19 protein-coding genes are annotated in these 21,058 nt (G+C 63.2%); 5 read left to right on the top strand and 14 right to left on the bottom strand.

The features are described 5' to 3' along the window. Positions 1–6: 6 nt before the first annotated feature. From tadA to treP, 7 genes are all read right to left on the bottom strand, one after another. Positions 7–498, bottom strand: a complete 492-nt coding sequence (tadA, locus tag PF66_RS01075) for a tRNA adenosine(34) deaminase TadA (protein ID WP_054057417.1) — start codon at positions 496–498, stop codon at positions 7–9. Continuing rightward, on the bottom strand, positions 498–1,874 hold the full coding sequence (locus PF66_RS01080) for a multicopper oxidase family protein (protein WP_054057416.1): 1,377 nt from the start codon (positions 1,872–1,874) through the stop codon (positions 498–500). The genes tadA and PF66_RS01080 overlap by 1 nt, the downstream gene beginning before the upstream one ends. A gap of 105 nt (positions 1,875–1,979) precedes the next feature. After that, the gene (locus PF66_RS01085; protein ID WP_054061690.1) at positions 1,980–2,282 is read right to left on the bottom strand and encodes a PTS transporter subunit EIIB; all 303 of its coding nucleotides are present in this window, start codon (positions 2,280–2,282) and stop codon (positions 1,980–1,982) included. A gap of 2 nt (positions 2,283–2,284) precedes the next feature. Then, positions 2,285–4,825, bottom strand: coding sequence for a phosphoenolpyruvate--protein phosphotransferase (gene ptsP, locus PF66_RS01090; RefSeq protein ID WP_054061691.1), 2,541 nt, complete (start codon positions 4,823–4,825; stop codon positions 2,285–2,287). A gap of 62 nt (positions 4,826–4,887) precedes the next feature. Continuing rightward, positions 4,888–6,108 (bottom strand): maltoporin, encoded by a 1,221-nt coding sequence (locus PF66_RS01095; RefSeq protein WP_054057413.1) that lies wholly within the window; start codon positions 6,106–6,108, stop codon positions 4,888–4,890. A gap of 105 nt (positions 6,109–6,213) precedes the next feature. Continuing rightward, positions 6,214–7,863 (bottom strand): alpha,alpha-phosphotrehalase, encoded by a 1,650-nt coding sequence (gene treC, locus PF66_RS01100; protein ID WP_054061692.1) that lies wholly within the window; start codon positions 7,861–7,863, stop codon positions 6,214–6,216. 31 nt (positions 7,864–7,894) lie between these two features. Continuing rightward, complete coding sequence (gene treP, locus PF66_RS01105; RefSeq protein WP_054061693.1) at positions 7,895–9,337, bottom strand: PTS system trehalose-specific EIIBC component; 1,443 nt, start codon at positions 9,335–9,337, stop codon at positions 7,895–7,897. 224 nt (positions 9,338–9,561) lie between these two features. Between treP and treR the strand changes: the two genes are divergently transcribed. Continuing rightward, a complete protein-coding gene (gene treR / locus PF66_RS01110) occupies positions 9,562–10,266 on the top strand; it encodes a trehalose operon repressor (RefSeq protein WP_054057410.1) in 705 nt (234 codons plus the stop codon). 217 nt (positions 10,267–10,483) lie between these two features. Here the strand turns inward: treR and PF66_RS01115 are convergent, their stop codons facing one another. The 6 genes from PF66_RS01115 to PF66_RS01140 form a co-directional block, all read right to left on the bottom strand. Continuing rightward, positions 10,484–10,897: a helix-turn-helix domain-containing protein gene (locus PF66_RS01115; RefSeq protein ID WP_054061694.1), complete on the bottom strand. Its 414-nt coding sequence runs from the start codon at positions 10,895–10,897 to the stop codon at positions 10,484–10,486. 1 nt (position 10,898) lies between these two features. Next, a complete protein-coding gene (locus tag PF66_RS01120; RefSeq protein ID WP_054061695.1) occupies positions 10,899–11,210 on the bottom strand; it encodes a type II toxin-antitoxin system HigB family toxin in 312 nt (103 codons plus the stop codon). A gap of 295 nt (positions 11,211–11,505) precedes the next feature. Further along, a complete protein-coding gene (guaA, locus tag PF66_RS01125) occupies positions 11,506–13,083 on the bottom strand; it encodes a glutamine-hydrolyzing GMP synthase (RefSeq protein ID WP_054057408.1) in 1,578 nt (525 codons plus the stop codon). Between the two features lie 105 nt (positions 13,084–13,188). After that, positions 13,189–14,658: an IMP dehydrogenase gene (guaB, locus tag PF66_RS01130; protein ID WP_054057407.1), complete on the bottom strand. Its 1,470-nt coding sequence runs from the start codon at positions 14,656–14,658 to the stop codon at positions 13,189–13,191. An 82-nt stretch (positions 14,659–14,740) separates the two neighbouring features. Continuing rightward, positions 14,741–15,289, bottom strand: a complete 549-nt coding sequence (locus tag PF66_RS01135) for a hypothetical protein (RefSeq protein WP_054057406.1) — start codon at positions 15,287–15,289, stop codon at positions 14,741–14,743. 92 nt (positions 15,290–15,381) lie between these two features. After that, a complete protein-coding gene (locus PF66_RS01140; RefSeq protein WP_054061696.1) occupies positions 15,382–16,149 on the bottom strand; it encodes a sulfite exporter TauE/SafE family protein in 768 nt (255 codons plus the stop codon). Positions 16,150–16,250: 101 nt separating this feature from the next. Between PF66_RS01140 and PF66_RS01145 the strand changes: the two genes are divergently transcribed. From PF66_RS01145 to rlmF, 4 genes are all read left to right on the top strand, one after another. After that, complete coding sequence (locus PF66_RS01145; RefSeq protein WP_054061697.1) at positions 16,251–17,147, top strand: LysR family transcriptional regulator; 897 nt, start codon at positions 16,251–16,253, stop codon at positions 17,145–17,147. Positions 17,148–17,309: 162 nt separating this feature from the next. Further along, the gene (gene xseA / locus PF66_RS01150; RefSeq protein WP_054061768.1) at positions 17,310–18,689 is read left to right on the top strand and encodes an exodeoxyribonuclease VII large subunit; all 1,380 of its coding nucleotides are present in this window, start codon (positions 17,310–17,312) and stop codon (positions 18,687–18,689) included. A gap of 18 nt (positions 18,690–18,707) precedes the next feature. Beyond that, complete coding sequence (locus tag PF66_RS01155) at positions 18,708–19,529, top strand: M23 family metallopeptidase (RefSeq protein ID WP_054061698.1); 822 nt, start codon at positions 18,708–18,710, stop codon at positions 19,527–19,529. A gap of 57 nt (positions 19,530–19,586) precedes the next feature. Further along, positions 19,587–20,627: a 23S rRNA (adenine(1618)-N(6))-methyltransferase RlmF gene (rlmF, locus tag PF66_RS01160; RefSeq protein ID WP_054061699.1), complete on the top strand. Its 1,041-nt coding sequence runs from the start codon at positions 19,587–19,589 to the stop codon at positions 20,625–20,627. A 71-nt stretch (positions 20,628–20,698) separates the two neighbouring features. On the opposite strand, the gene PF66_RS01165 is transcribed toward rlmF, so the two are convergent. Next, positions 20,699–20,980, bottom strand: a complete 282-nt coding sequence (locus PF66_RS01165; RefSeq protein ID WP_010445708.1) for an HU family DNA-binding protein — start codon at positions 20,978–20,980, stop codon at positions 20,699–20,701. Positions 20,981–21,058: the final 78 nt, after the last annotated feature.

Genomic DNA, 21,058 nt, shown 5'->3' on the forward strand with positions numbered 1-21,058 from the left:
CCGCCATCAGGCCTTGCTGCGGCGGGCCTTGAAGAACTCGCTGAGGATCGTGCCGCACTCCTCGGCGAGCACCCCACCTTCGAACAGCACCCGGTGGTTGAGAAAGCCCTGGGTGAAGAACTGCCCCTGGCTCTGCACCACACCGGCCTTGGGCTCCAGGGCACCGTAGACCACCCGCGCGATCCGCGAATGGACGATCAGCCCGGCGCACATGCTGCACGGTTCCAGGGTCACGTAGAGGGTGCTGCCCGGCAGCCGGTAGTTGCTCACCGCCTGGGCCGCCGCGCGGATGGCGACCATCTCGGCATGGGCACTCGGATCGCTGCCGCTGATCGGGCAGTTGAAGCCCCGCCCGATGATCTCGCCGTTCTGGACCAGCACCGCCCCCACCGGCACCTCGCCCAGGGCCGCGCCCTCGGCCGCCAGCGCCAACGCTTCACGCATGAAATCCTGGTCGCGGCTGCGATCGATGATCGCCGCCGGGCGAATCTGCCGCATCACGCCACCTCGATGGCGGCCATCAGGCCGGTTTCCATGTGGTCGATCACATGGCAGTGGAACATCCACACCCCCGGGTTATCCGCCACCAGCGCCACCCGTGCGCGCTCGTTCTTGCCCAGCAGGTAGGTGTCGGTGAAGTACGGAACGATGGTCTTGCGGTTCGAGGCAAGCACCTTGAAGCTCATGCCGTGCAAGTGGATCGGGTGCTGGTACTGGGTCATGTTCTTCAATTCGAAAATGTAGCTCTTGCCCTTCTCCAGCCTGGCGATGGGCCGGTCGGCGCAGGTCTTGTCGGTGATGTCCCAGGCCTTGCCGTTGATCTGCCAGAGGCTGGGCGGCTTGCCATTATCGACGTTCACCGAGACCGAGCCAACCCACTCGAAATTGAAGTTGAGCTTCTCGGCATTGGCCAGGTCCGGCTCGGCAATCGGGTTGGCAGGCAGCGCCGGTGGCCATTGGCTCGGTGCATCGCTGTTGGCCACCGAACGGAAGGTGCCGAGCCGGATCGGGCCGTTGCGCAGGGCCAGCTCCTCACCGGCCGCTGGCGCCTTGATCGCCAGGCAGATACGCATGCCCGGGCCAAGCCAGTATTCCTTGCCCAGCGGCCGTGGCTCGACGGGGTTGCCGTCCAGGGCATAGATCTGCGCCTCGGCATCGGGGATGTTGATGCGGTAGGTCAGGGTGTTGTCGAGATTGAGCAGGCGCACCCGGGTGATCTGCCCGGCCGGCAGCTCGACCACCGCCTGCGACACGCCATTGATCGTCGACAGCCGCCCCGCCGTGCCACCCCGGGCGGCCTCACGGGGAATGCTGAACGGCAGGAAGGCGCCCTCTTCATCGACATGCCAGCTCTTCAGGCTGAGGGTGCGTTCGTAGCGGAACCCGGTGGGCTCGCGCTCCTCGACGATCAGCGGCCCGACCAGCCCGCGCCCCAACTCCTCGCTGCTGCTGACGTGGGGGTGATACCAGTAGCTGCCGGCATCCGGCACGCGGAACTTGTAGTCGAAGTACTCGCCGGGCAGCACCGGCAGTTGCGAAACGTAGGGAACGCCATCCATCTCCAGCGGCAGGCGGATGCCGTGCCAGTGGATGGTGGTCGCCACCGGCAGGTGGTTGATGAAACGCACCCGCAGCCATTCGCCCTGGCGCACCCGCAGTTCGGTGCCCGGCGCCGAGGGGCCGAAGGCCCAGGCCGGAGTCTTGTGTCCCGCCACCAGCTCGACGTCCAGCGGCGCGGCGATCAGTTCGTAGTCATGCCCGGCCTCGGCGTCCGCCATCTTCCCCAGCCAGTAGCGCGACGCACCACCGGCTCCCACACCTACGACCGCCAGGCCGACCAGGCCACCGAGTACTTGTCGACGGGAAAAAGACATGACCCCAACCACCTCACCGAATCAGCCGCAAGCCCACGGCTCGCAAAAGGCGAATACGATACACCCGCAGTTGGGAAACAGTAAGGCCGGGGTGGCAATGAGCTGTCAGTCCAGCCCCACCAACAGATGAAACACACCACCGGGCAAGCTCATCAGCCCCTGGACCCCGGCACTACGCAACGCCGACGGGTCGAGCCGGCCGGCATCGTGCAGCTCGACCCGCAAACGCGTCAGCGCCACCCGCTGTCGGGATTTGAGATTGTCCGGCCCGCCCAGCGCCGCCAGTAGCGACTCGGCAAGCTCATCCGTCGGCGGTAATGGTCCGCCACCGCTCGCTGAGGCCGTGGTTTCCGGCACCAGATCCGGTGTCAGCGCCTTCCAGAACGCTTGCCTGAATTTCTCGAACATGTTCAGTGCTCCAGTACCGGCGCAGCCGCCGTCGCCTGTTGATGATCACGCAGGATCCCGCGCACCTGCTCGGCGCTTTCCTGCCCAAGAATCCGCTGCGCCAGAACCTGGCATTCAGCCAGGCTGACTTCCCGCACCGCCGCCTTGATCGACGGGATCAACGGCACGCTGACCGACAGTTCATCCACCCCCAACCCCAGCAACACCGGTACCGCCAGCGCCTCGGAAGCCAGCGCGCCACACACACCGACCCACTTGCCATGGGCATGGGCGGCCTTGACGGTACTGGCGATCAGGCGCAGCACCGCCGGGTGCAGGCTGTCGGCCTGGCTCGCCAGTTGCGGATGGTCGCGGTCCATCGCCAGGGTGTACTGGGTCAGGTCGTTGGTGCCGATGGAGAAGAAGTCCACCTCTGGCGCGAACTGGTCGGCCATCAGCGCCGCCGAAGGCACCTCGATCATGATCCCCAGCTTGGGCAGCTCGGCAATCCCCAGCGTCCGCGCCTCCTCGACCAGCCATTGCCGGGCCTCCCGCAGCTCGGACAGGCGGGCGACCATCGGCAGCATGATATGCAGCCGCGTCTGCCCAGCACAGGCGAGGATCGCCCGCAGTTGCTGACGCAGCAGTTCCGGACGCTGCAGACACAGGCGGATGCCGCGTATACCCAGGAACGGATTGGCCTCACTGTCCATCGGTACATAGGCCAGCGGCTTGTCCCCACCCACATCGAGCGTGCGAACCACCAGGTTGCGTTCAGGGCCCAGGGCCCGGGCAATCGCCAGGTAGGTCGCGCCCTGCTCCTCGACGCTCGGCGCGCTGCTGCGCTCCAGGTAGAGGAACTCCGAACGCAACAGACCGACCCCTTCTCCGCCCAGGGCCAGGGACTGCTTCACCTCCTCCAGCGAGGCGACGTTGGCCGTCACCTCGATAGGCTGACCGTCGCGGGTCAACGCGGCATGGTGGGAGAGCTCGCTGTCCCGCTCGCGGCGTTCGCGCTGCTGCTCGCGCTTGACCAGCAATTGCCGGACATCCGCATCCGCGGGCTCGAGATGCAACTGTCCGAGGTCGGCATCGAGCAGCACCGGAGTGCCGTTGGCGACCTCCAGCACCTGCACCGGCAGGCCACACAACGCCGGCAGGCCAAGGGCCCGGGCGAGGATCGCGACATGGCTGGTGGCACCGCCACCGACCGTGGCGAAACCCATGACCCGCCGGGTATCCAGGCTGGCCGTCTGCGATGGCGTGAGCTGGTCGGCAATCAGGATCGCCTCGTCCGGCAGTGTCGCTGCACGCTCTTCAACGCCCAGGATCAGCCGGAGCACGCGCTGGCCGACATCCGTCAGGTCCAGGGCACGCTCGGCGAGCAATTCGCTGCCAAGACGCCGGAACAGGGCGGCGGTGTCCTCGGTGGCCGCCCGCCAGGCAAAGGCCGCACTCTTGCCCCGAGCCAGCAGCGCCTGCGCCTGCTGCAGCAGATCCGGGTCTTCCAGCAGCTCCTGATGGGCGCGGAAGATCTCCACCTGGGCGCTACCGGCGGCGCTGTCCTGCAAGGCCTGCAACTCCCGGGTCGCCTGGAGCAGGGCGGCGTCCAGGCGCGCACGCTCCTGTTCCTCGCCAGTGCCGACCTCCTGGACATTCAGCACCTGCTCGGCCAGTTGCACCACCTGTCCCAGGGCCGCACCCGGCGAGGCGCAAACGCCGCGCAGCAGAGTCATGGTGGATTGCTCCGGGGCCTCGAAGGTTTCCTGCGGAGCCTGGGCGGCCCCCGTTTCACCGCAGCCATCGGCAATCAACGCGATCAGGCTGTCGAGGGCCGCCTGGGCGTCCTCACCGATGGCGCTCAGTTGCAGTACATCGCCCTGGACCGTCTGCAAGCCCATGATCGCCACCAGCGACTTGGCATTGGCGCTGCTCTGGCGCTTGTGCAACTGGATGCTGGCGGCAAAGCCTTTCGCCGCCTGGGCCAGGACGGCTGCCGGACGGGCATGCAGGCCGTTGGCATTGGGCAGGGTCAGCGGCCTGGAGAACAGCGCCTCGCCCTCCTGCTCTTCATGCTCAGGCAGCGGCACGCCATTCGACGGGGCCTGCAAGCCCAGGCGCAGCAGCGGCTGGCCGCTGTCGACCAGCGTGTCCGCCAGCACGCTGAAGGGCTCGCCACTGACCACCAGCACCAGCGTCAGCAGGCTGCGGGCATGCAGTGCCAGGTAATCGGCGTCGAACTCGATCAGTGGCTGGCCCGCCTCCACCCGCTCACCCTCGACGACCCATGCGGTGAAGCCCTTGCCCGCCAGGTTCACGGTATCCAGGCCGATATGCATCAGCACCTGCACGCCACGCTCATCGGTGATGCTGATGGCATGTCCGCTGTCCTGGATGTTGCTGACCACTCCGGCCAGGGGGGCGCAGAGCACGCCGGAAGTCGGATCGATACACACACCGTCGCCGATCAGGCGACCGGAGAATACCGGGTCGGGCACCTGGTCCAGCGGCATCAGCACCCCGGACAGCGGAGCCAGCAGTTCCAGGGAAGGAATTGCGCTCATGAGATCACCTTCTGATTGTTGTTCCGTGACGCGCCGACGGGCCCCTGCCCCCCGGCATGAAGCTACTTCCACCAGTACTCGACCTGTACGCCGAAGTTGGAACCATGCAGCGCATTGCCGAACGCGCCGCTGTCGGACAGCGCGGAGCCGGCGGCCAACTCGTTGGCCGCCCGTTGTGCCGCCGCGTTCCAACTGGCGTAGGTGTAGTACAGACGAACTTCGGGACGCGCCCAGAAGTCCGGCCCTTTCGGCGACCAGGTCGGCGCGAAGGTGAACTTGCTGAGCTTGCGGGTACCGCCCGGGGCCTCGATCTGGTCATGACCCAGTTCGGTCACCAGCTTGAACTGTTCGGTGAGCGCATAGGCCGGACGCACGCCCAGGGAGATCCAGTTCTGGTCCTGGCCGTCGGGGCGAATATCCTTCTGGTAGACCGCTTCGAACTGGCCGCCGAAGCGCGGGGTCACTTGCCAGTCGAAGAACTCCACCGCCCGGTAGCTCCTGCTGCTGGTATCCAGGCGCGGGTCACCGGTGTAGCCAAGGCCGGTGCCCGGCCCTTCACCGTATTGCAGGGCGAACTTGTTCTTGCCGCCGAGGAAGTTCTTCTGAACATGCTGCGCGGTGATCGCCCAGCCCTGGTGGGTATCGTTGCGCCGCGGTGCATCGATATAGCTGACACCGAACTCCAGCTCGCCGTCGGGGTTGACCTTGAAGCCGGCGACGTTGAAATCATGCCGGTTGATGTAGTCCTTCTGGTACAGGTTGTCCTTGCGCGAGAAGGCGTAGCTGTACTTGAGGTCGCCGATCAGCACGTCCTCGATACCGCCGCCGGTAGCGCTCTGGTTCCAGTAGTAGAAGTCGGAGATATGGATGTCGTTACGTTTGTAGTAGCGTCGCCCGGCCCACAGCGAACCACCGTTGAGCGATGGCATTTTCGACCACTGGGCATACATCTGCGGCATCCGCGCCGCGCCGTTCTCGCCGTCGAAGCTGAGGTTGCGGCCATAACGGTTGTACAACGAGGCCATGGCATCGACGCTCAGCACCGAACCGTCGTCGAGGGTCGCCAGGTCCTGGCGCAGTTCCAGTTCGGCATACTGTTCACACTCGTTGCCCAGGCGATACTTGGACGGTGCCCCCGGCAACTGGAAGCAGCTCTGCTTGCCGCCGTTGGTCGAGCCACCGATGCCACTGCGCAGGTAGCCGGCGAACTCCAGTGCTTCGGCCGGAAACGGCAGGCCGAGGCAGACACAGGACACCAGCAGACCTCTACTTATTGTCTTCATTAACCACTCCGCTGTTCTCATTGTTTTTATTGTCGAGATTCGATTTTCAGACGTGGCCCTCCAGCACACGACCTACTACGAGCTGCGTTTGATGAACGACTTTTCCTATTTTTCTGAAAGACTAAGTACAAAGGACTCATAAGGACGCAGGAAAAGTTCCCGCTCTCGGATCGGACAGTCCGGGTAGTTGCTGATCAGCAGCCGCTGCTGCTGCCCCGGCTGGAAAATCCCATGGGGCAAGGCTATCTCGCAGCTGTCGGCATAGAAGTTGTTGATCACCAGCAGGCGTTCACCACGGCCTTCACGCACATAGGCCCAGACCTGCGGATGCTCGGGCAACAGTTGCCGATAGCTGCCTTCGACCATCAGTGCTTCGCTGCGCCGCAGTGCCACCAGCCGGCGGTAGTGATGCAGCACCGAATCCGGGTCCTCGAACTGCTGTTCGACGTTGATCCAGGCAGCATTCGGCGGCACGCCGATCCAGGGTTGCGCCGAGGTGAAACCGGCATTCGGACCGGCAGTCCATTGCATCGGCGTGCGCCCGTTGTCGCGGGACTTCTGCATGATCGCCGCCATGCTCTGTTCCGGCGACTGGCCGGCATCGCGCTGGATGCGATAGATGTTGAGGGTCTCGACATCGCGGTAGTCGTCGATGTGCTCGAACCCCGGGTTGGTCATGCCCAGCTCCTCGCCCTGGTAGATGTAGGGCGTGCCCTGGAGAAAGTGCAGCGCCGTGGCGAGCATCTTGGCCGAGTGCACGCGATACTCGCCGTCGTCGCCAAAGCGCGAGACCACCCGCGGCTGGTCGTGGTTGCACCAGAACAACGCGTTCCAGCCACCGCCGGCCTGCATGCCAAGCTGCCAGTCGGAGAGGATGCGCTTGAGTTCGAGGAAGTCGAAATCGGCACACACCCACTTTTCCATGTTCGGGTAATCGACCTTCAGGTGATGGAAGTTGAAGGTCATCGACAGCTCCTGCGACTCCGGCCGCGAATAGCGGATGCAGTGCTCCAGGCTGGTGGAGGACATTTCGCCGACGTTGATCAGATCATGGCCGGCAAACACCTCACGGTGCATTTCCTGCAGGTACTGGTGAACGTTCGGACCGTCGGTATAGAAACGCCGGCCATCGGAGGCATCCTCGGGAAAGTCCTTCGGCTTGGAGATCAGGTTGATCACGTCCAGGCGGAAACCACCGACACCCTTGTCGCGCCAGAAGCGCATCATGCGGAACACTTCCTCACGTACCCGGGGGTTGTCCCAGTTCAGGTCGGCCTGGGTGTGATCGAACAGGTGCAGGTAGTACTGGCCGGTCTGCGCCTCGTACTCCCAGGCGTTGCCGCCAAATTTCGACTGCCAGTTGTTCGGCTGGTCACGCCAGATGTAGAAGTCGCGGTAGGGGTTGTCCAGGCTGCTGCGGGCCTGCTGGAACCAGGCATGTTCGATGGACGTGTGATTGACCACGATATCGAGCATCAGCCGAATCCCGCGTCGGCCGGCCTCGGCAATCAGCAACTCGCAATCGGCCATGGTCCCGTAGCTCGGGTCGATGGCGTAGTAGTCACTGATGTCATAGCCGTTATCGCGTTGCGGCGAGCGCAGGAACGGCGTGATCCACAGGTAGTCGACCCCCAGCCACTTCAGGTAGTCGAGCTTGTCGACCACCCCCAGCAGGTCGCCGGTGGGCAGGCCTGCATGGCTATGGAAGCTCTTCGGATAGATCTGGTAGATCACCGAGCGTTGCCAGTCTTGCATGGAGATTCCCTTGTAGTCGGTGGAGTCGATATCAGGCGACGCGATAGCCGGGGCGCACGATCTTCAGGCTCAGCGCACAGGTCAGGGCAAAGGGCACGAGCATCGCGACGGCCATGCCGATGATGAACACCGGAATCGACTGCGGGACGATCGAGATGAAACCCGGCAGGCCGCCCACACCGATGGCCGAGGCCAGCACCTTGTTCAGCGACAGGAACACGCTGGCCAGGGCCGAGCCGATCAGGGCGGCGTAGAACGGGAACTTGTAGCGCAGGTTGACGCCGAACATCGCAGGTTCCGTGATGCCGAAGTAGGCGGAAATCGCCGAAGTCGAGGCCATGCTGCGATCCCGGGCGTTGCGGCTCATGTAGAACACCGCGAGCGCTGCACTGCCCTGGGCCAGGTTGGACATCACGATCATCGGCCAGATGAAGGTACCGCCATGGCCGGAGATCAGTTGCAGGTCCACTGCGAGGAACATGTGGTGCATGCCGGTGATCACCAGCGGCGCATACAGCAGACCGAACACCGCACCGCCGACCGCCGGTGCCACGTCGAACAGCCAGACCATCCCCTCGGTGATCAGGATGCCCAGGTGACGGGTCACCGGGCCGATGATCGCCAGGGCCAGAACACCGGTGACGACGATGGTGGTGATCGGCACCACGAGCAACTGGACGGCATTCGGTACCCGCGCGCGCAGCCATTTCTCGATCACACTCATGACGTAGGCGGCCAGCAGGATCGGCAGGATCTGCCCCTGGTAGCCGACCTTCTCGATCCGGAACCAGCCGAAGATATCGAAGTACGGCAGGCTCTGACCGTCGAGGCCGGCCACCGCCTTGCCGTAGTTCCAGGCGTTGAGCAGGTCGGGATGGACCAGCATCAGGCCAAGGACGATACCGAGGATTTCGCTACCGCCGAAACGCTTGGCCGCCGACCAGCCGACCAGCGCCGGCAGGAACACGAACGAGGTGTTGGCCATGAGATTGATCAGGCTCCACAGCCCCTCCAGCGACGGATAGGCTTCGAGGAGCGTCTTGCCATCGACGAACATGCCCTTGGCGCCCATGAGGTTGTTCACCCCCATCAGCAGGCCGGCAATGATCAGCGCCGGCAGGATCGGCATGAACACATCGGAGAACACCCGCACCAGGCGTTGCATGGCGTTGCTCTTGTCGGCGCCGGCCTTCTTGACGTCGGCGATGGTCGATGCGGCGAGGCCGGTGGCCTCGCGCAGCGCGGCGTAAACCCGCTCCACCTCGCCGGGACCGATGACGATCTGGAACAGCCCGCCGGTGAAGAACGAGCCCTTGACCAGATCGATCGCGGACAACGCGGCCCGGTCGACCTTGTTCGGGTCCTTGAGCGCCAGCCGCAGGCGGGTGACGCAGTGAGCGGCCTGCTCGAGGTTGTCGGCACCGCCGAGGCCGCTCAGCAACTGGCGGGCTATATTCGGATAGTCGTGGCTCATGATTTTTCTTCCGCGCTGATTGTTATTGGAGGTTGTCGCAGCACATGAGTAGACGTTACTCGTCTGTACGAGTTAAAGCAACAACTCGTACAGACGAGTTGAGCGTTTATTGGCAAAAAGCCCGACAAATGGACAAAGCCTCGACCTGCCCTTAAGGTTCCATTCCTTGGGACATCCCGTCCGCTACGCTGTTACCGGGCGATTTCCGATCCAGAGCGAACACCATGAGCAAATACAACCAGATCTACAGCGATCTGCTTGCCAGCATCACCACCGAACAATTGGAAAAAGGCGCCCGGCTCCCTTCGGAAACCGAGCTGATGGACAGCTACCAGGCCAGCCGCGGCACCGTGCGCAAGGCCATCGAGCAGTTGCAGGAACGGGGTTTTGCCCAGAAGATCCACGGCAAGGGCACCTTCGTGCTGTCACGCAGCCCGATCGAGTTCCAGCTCGGCGGCATCGTCACCTTCCAGGAAGCCCATTCGAGCCTGGGCAACAACATCGGTACGGAAGTCGTGGAGTTCAGCGAAGTACCGCTGGAGGGTTTCCTGCAGGAACGCCTGCAGGGCGAACCGGGCAGCCCGGTGATCCGGATCAAGCGGGTCAGGCGCATCGACGGCAAGCGGATCATTCTCGACATCAACCACTTCCTCGCCGAGCTGATTCCCGGCCTCACCCGGGAGATCGCCGAACACTCGATCTACGCCTACATCGAGCAAACCCTGCAACTGAACATCAGCTTCGCCCAGCGCACCATCGAGGCGATGCGCTGCAGCAAGGACGACCTGCAGCACCTGGACCTGGACGGCGCCAGCCACGTGATCGTGGTGAAGAACCAGACCTTCCTGCAGGACGGCCGGCAGTTCGAGTACACCGAGTCGCGGCATACGCTGGACAAGTTCTACTTTTCGGATGTGGCGCGGCGCTGAGGCGCTGCCAGCCGATGATTCACAGCACCAGTGCCAGCAACTCGGGGCTCACCGCACCGAGTTTGCCGGTGGCCTTGGTGAGCCCGACCAGGTCCGGCACCACTTCAATGACGTGATCAAGTCAGATGCCAATCGAAGTCTCTCGGCAAGGTCAACAGGGAGATGAGCAACACTTAACGCACCTGAAGCTGCCGGTATGGGTGGAAAAGTGGCGCGATCAAAAGAAAAGTGCAGGACTGACCGCAAACCGCTTACTCAATGCCGCAATGTGGTCGCGGGTCAAGTTGCGGCCACGGCCATTAAGAATCTTGCACACCAGTGACTTGCTACCAATCTCTGGCAGATCAGCCACTCCTAGACCATGTTGCTCCATCAGCAACCGAAGCACGTCAACGCCTCCCAACTTTGCCACCCGTGCGTTGAACGCCACAAACTCCTCAGACTCGTTTTCCCAACTCTCAATGGAGCGAGCCAGGATTTCGATCAGCGGACGGTTGACCTCATAGTCCTCAAGCAGATCATCCATCAACGCCAGCGCCTTGGCGTAGTCGTCATCATTGGCTATGCGGCTAATGAAGCCCGCCTCGCTGAACAAGGCATGGGCTTTTTCCTTGATGGCGGCAAACCCCATATCAATCAGCCTCCTTCCGGTAACGTTTGCAAAGCTTGTCGTACTCGGCATGAGTCACGATGTGCTTGACGTACAGGCGGTTGTCGCGAAACTCGATGAAGGCAATCAGACGAAGATTGTTGCCACCAATGTCGAGTACCCACCACTTATCCTTGTATTTGAAGTTGTCCAGTGATGGAAAAACCTTCCTAAGCGCCTGCGGTGTATCGAAGTCGCCGGATCGCAAGACCCGATAGGTGCGGTCGATAGCTTCAACATCGTTTGGGTAGGCTCTTGCCGCATCGCTGAACGGCTTTCTGGATATGACGTGCATGTCGTTTCATGCCCACGGATATAGAATGATAAAAAGTTGACATTTTGTCAACCGCGATTGGCCGGTCCAGCTTTCTGCATGAAACGCAGTCCGCTCTTGATCACCATGGTCGGGGCTCCGCGCGAGAGTTTCTTGAGTGTACAGAGATAGAAAACGCAAGAAGACCAGTGTGTTTTCAGGATATTGCGACGGTTAAGAGCAGCGAATTTTCCTATAGCCAGAAACGACAATGGCGGTCGATACCGAGGTATCGACCGCCATTGTTTTAACGCCTTGAGCCTACATCAGGCAGGGATCACTCCCACTCGATAGTTGCCGGCGGCTTGCTCGACACATCGTAGGTCACGCGGGAAATGCCTTCGATCTCGTTGATGATCCGGCCGCTGACCGTCTCCAGCAGTTCGTAAGGCAGGTGCGCCCAGCGCGCAGTCATGAAGTCGATGGTTTCCACCGCACGCAGGGCCACGACCCAGGCGTAGCGACGGCCGTCACCGACCACACCTACCGATTTCACCGGCTGGAACACCACGAAAGCCTGGCTGACCTTGTGGTACCAATCGGCCTTGCGCAGTTCCTCGATGAAGATGTGGTCGGCGCGACGCAGCAGGTCGGCGTATTCCTTCTTCACTTCGCCAAGGATCCGCACGCCCAGGCCCGGGCCCGGGAATGGGTGACGGTAGACCATGTCATACGGCAGACCGAGTTCCAGGCCGAGGCGACGAACCTCGTCCTTGAACAGCTCGCGCAACGGCTCGACCAGCTTGAGGTTCATCTCTTCCGGCAGGCCACCGACGTTGTGGTGGGACTTGATCACGTGGGCCTTGCCGCTCTTCGCGCCAGCCGATTCGATCACGTCCGGGTAGATGGTGCCCTGGGCCAGGAACTTGATGTTGTTAAGCTTGCAGGATTCGGCATCGAACACGTCGATGAAGGTGCGACCGATAATCTTGCGCTTCTTCTCCGGGTCGGCTTCGCCGGCCAGGTTGTTGAGGAACTGCTCCTCGGCGTTGGCGCGGATCACCTTGACGCCCATGTTCTCGGCGAACATGGCCATCACCTGGTCACCTTCGTGCAGGCGCAGCAGGCCGTTGTCGACAAATACGCAGGTCAACTGGTCGCCGATAGCCTTGTGCAGCAGCGCCGCGACCACCGAGGAGTCGACACCGCCGGACAGGCCCAGCAGGACGTTGTCGCTGCCAACCTGGGCGCGGATCTGGGCAATGGCGTCGTCGGCGATGTGCGACGGGGTCCACAGCGCTTCGCAACCACAGATGTCGAGGACAAAACGCGACAGGATGCGGCCGCCCTGCTTGGTGTGGGTCACCTCTGGGTGGAACTGCACGCCGTAGTAGCGCAGGTCGTCGTTGAACATGCCGGCGATCGGGCAGCTCGGGGTGCTGGCCAGGATGTGGAAGTTCTCCGGCATCCGGGTGACCTTGTCACCATGGCTCATCCACACGTCGAGGCCGTACAGGCCGTCGGCGTCGATGTGGTCCTCGATACCGTCCAGCAGACGGCTCTTGCCGACCACGTCGACGCGGGCGTAACCGAATTCACGCAGCTCGGAACCTTCGACCTTGCCGCCCATCTGTTCGGCCATGGTCTGCATGCCGTAGCAGATACCGAAGACCGGTACGCCCAGTTCGAACACCGCCTGCGGGCAGCGTGGGCTGTTGGCTTCGTGTACCGACTCGGGGCCGCCGGCGAGGATGACGCCTTTGGGAGCGAATTCGCGAATCGCCTCGTCGTCCATGTCGAACGGATGCAGCTCGCAGTACACCCCGATCTCACGCACGCGGCGGGCGATCAGTTGGGTGTACTGGGAACCGAAGTCGAGGATCAGGATGCGGTGGGCGTGAATGTCGAGGGCCATGGCTCATTCTCGTCTGTGAAATCAGAAACAACACGGGGCTGTCATCAACAGCCCCGGTTCAAATTCGTCAATCGCCTCCCGACCAGCGCCAGGAGGCGATCACTATCAGCCTACGCGATAGTTTGGAGCTTCCTTGGTGATCTGCACGTCGTGGACGTGAGATTCGGCCATGCCGGCACCGGTGATACGCACGAACTCGGGCTTGGTGCGCATCTCCTCGATGTTGGCGCTGCCGGTGTAGCCCATCGAGGAACGCAGGCCGCCCATCAGTTGGTGAACGATGGCGGTCAGGGTGCCCTTGTAGGGTACGCGACCTTCGATACCTTCCGGCACCAGCTTCTCGGCACCTGCGGAGGAGTCCTGGAAGTAGCGGTCGGAGGAACCCTGGGACTGCGCCATCGCACCCAGCGAACCCATGCCGCGGTAGGCCTTGTAGGAACGGCCCTGGAACAGTTCGATCTCGCCTGGCGCTTCTTCGGTACCGGCGAACATCGAACCCATCATCACGCAGGAGGCGCCGGCCACGATGGCCTTGGACAGGTCGCCGGAGAAACGGATGCCACCGTCGGCGATCAGCGGAACACCGGTGCCTTCAAGGGCAGCGGCGACGTTGGCGATGGCGCTGATCTGCGGGACGCCGACACCGGCGACGATACGGGTGGTGCAGATCGAGCCCGGGCCGATACCGACCTTGACCGCATCCGCGCCCGCCTCGGCCAGGGCCTTGGCCGCAGCGCCGGTGGCGATGTTGCCGCCGATTACCTGCACCTGCGGGAAGTTTTCCTTGACCCAGCGAACGCGGTCGATCACACCCTTGGAGTGACCGTGGGCGGTGTCGACCACCACCACGTCAACGCCGGCATTGACCAGCGCGGTCACGCGGTCGCCAGTGTCCTTGCCGGTGCCGACCGCGGCGCCGACGCGCAGACGACCCTGGTCGTCCTTGCTGGCCAGCGGGTAGGCCTTGGATTTCTCGATGTCCTTGACGGTCATCATGCCCTTGAGGGCGAACTTGTCGTCGACGATCAGGACCTTTTCCAGGCGGTGCTTGTGCAGCAGCGCACGGACTTCGGCCTTGTCGGCACCTTCGCGAACGGTGACCAGACGCTCTTTCGGCGTCATCACTTCGCGAACAGGGACATCCAGACGGGTTTCGAAACGCACGTCACGGGAAGTGACGATGCCCACCAGGTCGCCATCGTGCAGTACTGGCACGCCGGAGATGTTGTGCATGCGGGTCAGTTCGAGCAGGTCACGGACCGAGGCGTCGGCCTCGATGGTGATCGGGTCCTTGACGACACCGGCCTCGAACTTCTTGACCTTGCGCACTTCGGCAGCCTGCTGCTCGATGGTCATGTTCTTGTGGATGATACCGATACCGCCTTCCTGGGCCATGGCAATGGCCAGACGAGCTTCGGTGACGGTGTCCATGGCAGCGGAAACCAGCGGAATATTCAGCTCGATGCCACGGGTGAGACGGGTTTTGAGACTGACTTCGTTGGGAAGCACCTCGGAATAACCGGGCACAAGGAGAATGTCGTCGAAAGTCAGGGCTTCTTGGCTGATACGCAGCATCGCGGGGGCTCCCGGGCGGGAAAATGGAAGCGCGCCATTATACTCACACCAGGGCCCCGGCTCAATGTAAACCTTGGCCTATTTACAGCTCGACCTGCACCCAGGCGACGGGCTGATCCAGCCAGTCGGCGAACTCGTCGAGAAACGCCTGCCTGAAACCGGCTTCCAGCCAGTTATTGAAGATGAATCCCAGGTTGGAGAAGGCGCAGGGCTGAAGGAACAGGAAACCGTTGATGTCGTCCTCATGCCCGCACAATGGGCAGATGAAGTTCTCGGTGCGCCCCGGCATCCAGTCTTCCAGGCTGTCGAACAGCGCCTCGCCGACTTCCCGGCGGCATTCGGCACAGCCGGCCTCTTCGAGAAAGCCCCTGGACGGAGTATAGATGCAGCGCTTGGTGACGATCTCCAGGCCGTTGATCGGCTCGCCGAACGGCAGCGCCTCGGGACGCAGGACCACATTGGCCGCACCGGGGGCGATGGCGTAGGCCATGCGATTGCCGGTGCGGCCGCAGGTGCTCAGTTGCTCCTCGACGATGTTCTTGCGTACCAGCCAACGCAGGATCGCCCGGGCACGAGGCTCGTGAACCGGCAGGGTGGAGATTTTCGGGACGATGATGCTTTGGGTGTTCATGCTCAGGGACTTCATGGCTACGGGCGGGTGCGTCGGGAGAGAACAGCTTTTCGGCAACCCGGCGCAGCAGCTTAATCCCCTGCCCCCCTAGGTCAAGCACTGAAGTAGCGGCTGATCAGCGCAATGCCACTGGCCAGCACCAGCAAGGTCACCAGACGCACGAAGGCTTCACGGGACAATCTCGCCGTCACCCGCCGGCCGATCCACAGCCCCAACGCCATTGCCGGCAGCAGGCACAGCGCCAACAGTAATAAAGGTAGTTCGGCGTAGACCCCGGCGATCACGAACAGCGACAGACGCACCACCGTGCTGCAACTGATCAGCGCGCTCTGCGTGGCCCGGGCCGCATCCTTGGGCAGCCGGCTGTTGAGGTAGATCGCATAGAGAAAGCCGCCACTGCCGAACAACGCGCCGAACATCCCGCCCACCGTCCCCATGGGCACTGCCCAGCCAGCCTTCAACTGTGTGGGCCGAACCTTGATCAGCAGGCTGTAGAGGGCATAGGCGCTGATGAACAGGCCCATCAGCAACAGCAGGATGTCGGACTTGAGGTTGAGCAGGAACACCACGCCCAGGGTGCAACCCACCGCCATGCAGGGCAACAGGCGCAACAGTTCCGAGCGGGCGACATCCTTGCGCGACGGCAGCAGGTTGCCGAACGCCGCGACGAAATCCAGCAACACCAGCAACGGCACGATCTTCGACAACGGCATGAACAGGAGCAGGATCGGACCGGCCACCAGCGCCGTACCGAAACCGGCCACGCCAAAGACGATATAGGCCAGGGCGACACCCAGTTCCACCACCAGCCAGTCGGTGGCACTGAACGGCCACTGGCTCAACAACGCGACGACACTCATGAGAAACGACTTCCACAATGGGTTCGCTTGACTTTAGCCATTGGCGAGCCTTGCGACTAATATGTTCAAAGCCCTTCACTCATCTCGAAAAGGCATGACTTGTGATTTCCACCCGCCAGTTGCGTTACTTCGTCGAAATCGCCGACTCCGGCAGTTTCAGTGCGGCCGCCGAGCGCCTGTTCATTGCCCAGTCCGCCTTGAGCCGGCAGATCAAGGAACTGGAACATCACCTGCAAACGCCCCTTTTCGAGCGCACCGCACGCCAGCCGCGGCTGACAGCGGCTGGCGAGGCCTTCTATCCAAGGGCGAGAAACCTGCTGAACGAATTGAACAAGGCCAGCGAGCTGGCGACCCAGGTCGGCAATGGCCAACTGGGCACGTTGCGCCTGAGCCATTCCAGCACCGTGCCGATGAGCGGACGCCTGCTGCGGGCAATCGGTCATTACCTGGAGCAGAGCCCGGGCGCTTCGATGGATATCGCCAAGTTGTCTTCCGAGGCGCAACTTGAAGAGTTGGCCGAGGGTCGGCTGGATGTCGGCCTGTTGCGCCTGCCGGTGCTGCGCCAGCGCGAAGGCGTACAGATCCTGCCGCTGTTCAGCGAGCGCCTGTTGCTGGCCGCGCCACCGGACCATGCGCTGGCGGGGTCGACCGAAGGCATTGACCTGGCACTGCTCAGGGACGAAGCCTTCATCTCCATCCCCCATCCCCAGCGGGGTGGCTTGAGTTACCTGTCGGCCGAGCTGTGCATGCGCCAGGGGTTCTTTCCCAAGGCGGCCCGAGTGGTATCGCGCAAGACCACTCAGTTGCAACTGATCCAGGCCGGGTTCGGCATCGCCCTGCTGCCGGAGTCGATGCGGGACATCGCCCCGGCCAACATCCACTTCCTGCCACTCAGTGACCCGGACTGCCAGAGCACCCTGGCCCTGGCCTGCCGCCAGGAACCGACACCGCTGGTGGCACAGTTCGTCGAGTGCTTCCGGCAGCACCTGCAACACTGATTGCCCCTTGTGGGGCCAGGCTGGCTGGCGATTGCGCCCTTCCAGACACGGAAGTTCCTGTTGAGTGGCCGCACAAAAGCCATCCTGATAAACCCACAAGAATAGTGGCCTCCATTCACAGAGCATGGTGATCGGCCAGCAAATGCCTTTATCATGCCCGCCATGATCAAAGACCCCTTTTCCCGTCTGGGCCTCGACCGCGAAGTCCTTACTGTCAGTCAGCTCAACGGCCGCGCGCGGGTGTTGCTGGAAGACGTGTTCAGCAATGTCTGGGTCGAAGGCGAAATCTCCAACCTCGCCCGCCCGGCCTCCGGCCACGTGTATTTCACCCTCAAGGACAGCGGCGCCCAGGTGCGCTGCGCGCTGTTCAGGCAGAACGCCGCCCGCGTACGCCAGGCCCTGAAGGATGGCCTGGCGGTCAAGGTGCGCGGCAAGGTCTCGCTTTTCGAGGGCCGCGGCGATTACCAGTTGATTCTCGACACCGTTGAACCGGCCGGTGATGGCGCGCTGCGCCTGGCGTTCGAAGCCTTGAAGGAAAAGCTCGGTGCCGAAGGCCTGTTCAGCGCGCAGCGCAAGGTCCCGTTGCCGGCCCACCCCCAACGGATCGGTATCGTCAGTTCGCCGACCGGCGCAGTGATCCGCGACATCATCAGCGTCTTCCGTCGGCGCGCACCGCAGGTGGAACTGACCCTGATCCCCACTGCGGTCCAGGGCCGCGAGGCCACCGCGCAGATCGTTCGCGCCCTGAAAATCGCCGACGCCAAGGGTTTCGACGCGCTGATCCTGGCCCGCGGCGGCGGCTCGCTGGAAGACCTCTGGTGCTTCAATGAAGAAGCGGTCGCCCGCGCCGTGGATGCCTGCGTGACGCCGATCGTCAGCGCCATCGGCCACGAAACCGATGTGTCCATCAGCGACTTCGTCGCCGACGTGCGTGCCCCGACGCCCTCGGCCGCGGCCGAACTGCTGGCCCCCGATTCCAGCGACCTGCAACGCCGGGTCGAGAACCTGCATCGTCGCCTGGTGATGCGCATGCAGGACCGACTGGCGCGTGAGCGCCTGCGCCTGGACGGCCTGGCCCGGCGCCTGCGGCATCCGGGCGAACGCCTGCGTCAGCAGGCCCAGCGCCTGGATGACCTGGACATGCGCTTGCGCCGGGCCTTTGAACGCCAGCTCGATAATCGCCGACAAAAGCTCCTGCGCCTGGAAACCCGCCTCGCCGGCCAGCATCCGGGCCGTCAGTTGGCGCTGCTGCGCCAACGCCTGGACAGCCTTGCCGAACGCCTGCCCCGAGCCATGCGCGAGGGCCTGAAGGCGCGGCGCCTGCAGTTGCAGAGCCAGATGCAAACCCTGCATGTGGTCAGCCCGCTGGCGACCCTCGGACGCGGCTACAGCATCCTGCTGGACGAACGCGGCCAGGCCATCCGCAATGCCGGGCAGACCCGCCCCGGCCAACGGCTGAAGGCGAAACTGGCCGAGGGCGAATTGCAGGTGCGGGTCGAGGACAACCACCTGACACCCGTGACCCTCTCGCTACTGGACTGACTTTCAAGGGATCTGAACATGCCGCGTTTTCTTGCCGCCCTGCTGCTCCTGGGCCTGGCCTGCAATGCCCACGCCGACAGCTACATCACCCGCCTGCTGAACAAACCGGTGCCCGGCGGCGTCGCCGTGGTCGACCTCGGCACGGCGGCCCAGGCGCCCAAGGCCAGTTACCAGGGCAAACCGGTGTTGGTGGTCAAAGAGCAGAACAACTGGCTGGCGATCGTCGGCATCCCGCTGAGCGTCAAGCCCGGCAACCAGCAGATCAGTTCGGGCAGCCGTAATCTCGGTTTCAGCGTCGGCAGCAAGCAATACCCGGAACAGCACATCACGCTGAAGAACACCCGCCAGGTCAATCCCAACCCGGCCGACCTCAAGCGCATCGATGAGGAACTGGCGGTGCAACTGCGCGCCTATCGCAGCTTCAGTCCGGGCACGCCGAGCAACCTGCTGCTGGACAAACCGGTGAACGGCCCATTGTCGAGCCGCTTCGGCGTACGCCGGTTCTTCAACGGCGAGGAACGTAACCCCCACGCCGGGCTGGACTTCGCGGTGCCGGCCGGTACGCCGATCAAGACACCGGCCGCCGGCAAGGTGATCCTCACCGGCAACTACTTCTTCAACGGCAACACCGTGTTCGTCGATCACGGCCAGGGTTTCATCAGCATGTTCTGCCACATGTCGAAGATCGACGTGCAGGTCGGCCAGACCCTGGCCCGCGGTGCCGTAGTCGGCAAGGTCGGCGCCACCGGACGCGCCACCGGGCCGCACATGCACTGGAACATCAGCCTGAACGACGCCCGGGTCGACCCGGCGATCTTCATCGGCGCATTCCAGCCCTGAGCGGGCGAATGTGGGACAATGCCGGTCAATCGAGCCTTACCTGAACCGACCCTGCCCATGAACGCCCCAAGCAAACCCAAGCCCCCCCGTAAAAAACCCGCCAAGGCCGCCCCGGCCAAGGCGGCACAGCCACGCGAAAAAGCCGCACTGCATCCGCGCAACCGTCACCAGGGGCGTTATGACTTCCCGCAACTGATCAAGGGCTGCCCGGAGCTGGGCCAGTTCGTGATCATCAACCCCTACGGCAAGGAAAGCATCGACTTCGCCGACCCGGCGGCCGTGCGCGTGTTCAACCGGGCCCTGCTCAAGGCCTTCTACGGCATCGCCCACTGGGACATCCCGGCGGACTTCCTCTGCCCGCCAGTACCGGGCCGGGCCGACTACGTGCACTTCCTCGCCGACCTGCTGGCCGAACACAACGACGGCGTGATTCCCCGTGGTGCTGCCGTGCGGGTGCTGGATATCGGCGTCGGGGCCAACTGCATCTACCCGCTGATCGGCCATGGCGACTATCGCTGGCAGTTCCTCGGCTCCGACATCAACCCCACGGCCCTCGCCGCCGCCAAGGCGATCGTCCAGTCCAACGGCCTGAACAGGGCCATCAGCCTGCGCCAGCAGGACAACCCGAAACACATCCTCAGCGGCCTGCTGGGCAGTGACGAGCATTTTGACCTGACCCTGTGCAATCCGCCGTTTCACGCCTCCCTCGATGAGGCCCGGAGCGGCAGTCGACGTAAATGGAAGGCCCTCGGCAAGGCCGACCCCAAGCGCAAGCTGCCGGTGCTGAACTTTGGCGGCCAGGCGGCGGAGTTGTGGTGCGAAGGTGGCGAGGCGCGCTTCGTGACGCAACTGATCAGCGAAAGCTCGCCGCTGGCGAACCAGGTGCTGTGGTTCAGTACGCTGGTATCGAAGGCCTCGAACCTGCCTGCCATCGAGGCGGCCCTGAAGAAGGCCGGTGTCCTGGAAAGCCGGGTCGTGGAGATGTCCCAGGGCCAGAAGCAGAGCCGCTTCGTCGCCTGGACCTTCCAGGACAAGGCCCGGCAACAGGCCTGGCGCCAGGAACGCTGGGCGCCTGCCGGCGGGTCAAGCCGGGGATAAATCGAACAACGCCATTTCGCAGGCGAAAAAAAACCGTGCCCGGAGCGCTCCGGGCACGGTTTCACGGCATCTTACTTGTTGACAGCGTCGGTCAGGGCCTTGGCTACAACCAGCTTGATCACTTTCTTGGCAGCGATTTCGATGGCAGCGCCAGTCGAAGGGTTACGGCCAGTACGGGCAGGACGCTCGGTCACTTTCAGTTTGCCAACGCCTGGCAGAGTGATTTCGCCGCCGTTTTCCAGCTGATCAGCAACGATATCGGTCAGTTGCTCGAGAACCTTGCGCACTTCAGTCTTCTGCAGAGCGGTAGCTTCGGCGATATCGGCGATCAGTTGGTCTTTGGTAATAGCCATTGAGATGTTCCTTCCCTATCAAATTCATTTGGATTGCAGAGTGCAGTGCCAGCCATCGAGCCAAGCCTTTTGGACCTG

This window comes from Pseudomonas asplenii (assembly GCF_001293465.1).
Taxonomy (GTDB): Bacteria; Pseudomonadota; Gammaproteobacteria; order Pseudomonadales; family Pseudomonadaceae; genus Aquipseudomonas; species Aquipseudomonas fuscovaginae_B.

Coding starts and splice junctions, on each gene's coding strand:
- tadA (WP_054057417.1), bottom strand. CDS start 498: ATGCGGCAGATTCGCCCGGCGGCGATCATCGATCGCAGCCGCGACCAG.
- PF66_RS01080 (WP_054057416.1), bottom strand. CDS start 1,874: ATGTCTTTTTCCCGTCGACAAGTACTCGGTGGCCTGGTCGGCCTGGCG.
- PF66_RS01085 (WP_054061690.1), bottom strand. CDS start 2,282: ATGTTCGAGAAATTCAGGCAAGCGTTCTGGAAGGCGCTGACACCGGAT.
- ptsP (WP_054061691.1), bottom strand. CDS start 4,825: ATGAGCGCAATTCCTTCCCTGGAACTGCTGGCTCCGCTGTCCGGGGTG.
- PF66_RS01095 (WP_054057413.1), bottom strand. CDS start 6,108: ATGAAGACAATAAGTAGAGGTCTGCTGGTGTCCTGTGTCTGCCTCGGC.
- treC (WP_054061692.1), bottom strand. CDS start 7,863: ATGCAAGACTGGCAACGCTCGGTGATCTACCAGATCTATCCGAAGAGC.
- treP (WP_054061693.1), bottom strand. CDS start 9,337: ATGAGCCACGACTATCCGAATATAGCCCGCCAGTTGCTGAGCGGCCTC.
- treR (WP_054057410.1), top strand. CDS start 9,562: ATGAGCAAATACAACCAGATCTACAGCGATCTGCTTGCCAGCATCACC.
- PF66_RS01115 (WP_054061694.1), bottom strand. CDS start 10,897: ATGGGGTTTGCCGCCATCAAGGAAAAAGCCCATGCCTTGTTCAGCGAG.
- PF66_RS01120 (WP_054061695.1), bottom strand. CDS start 11,210: ATGCACGTCATATCCAGAAAGCCGTTCAGCGATGCGGCAAGAGCCTAC.
- guaA (WP_054057408.1), bottom strand. CDS start 13,083: ATGGCCCTCGACATTCACGCCCACCGCATCCTGATCCTCGACTTCGGT.
- guaB (WP_054057407.1), bottom strand. CDS start 14,658: ATGCTGCGTATCAGCCAAGAAGCCCTGACTTTCGACGACATTCTCCTT.
- PF66_RS01135 (WP_054057406.1), bottom strand. CDS start 15,289: ATGAACACCCAAAGCATCATCGTCCCGAAAATCTCCACCCTGCCGGTT.
- PF66_RS01140 (WP_054061696.1), bottom strand. CDS start 16,149: ATGAGTGTCGTCGCGTTGTTGAGCCAGTGGCCGTTCAGTGCCACCGAC.
- xseA (WP_054061768.1), top strand. CDS start 17,310: ATGATCAAAGACCCCTTTTCCCGTCTGGGCCTCGACCGCGAAGTCCTT.
- PF66_RS01155 (WP_054061698.1), top strand. CDS start 18,708: ATGCCGCGTTTTCTTGCCGCCCTGCTGCTCCTGGGCCTGGCCTGCAAT.
- rlmF (WP_054061699.1), top strand. CDS start 19,587: ATGAACGCCCCAAGCAAACCCAAGCCCCCCCGTAAAAAACCCGCCAAG.
- PF66_RS01165 (WP_010445708.1), bottom strand. CDS start 20,980: ATGGCTATTACCAAAGACCAACTGATCGCCGATATCGCCGAAGCTACC.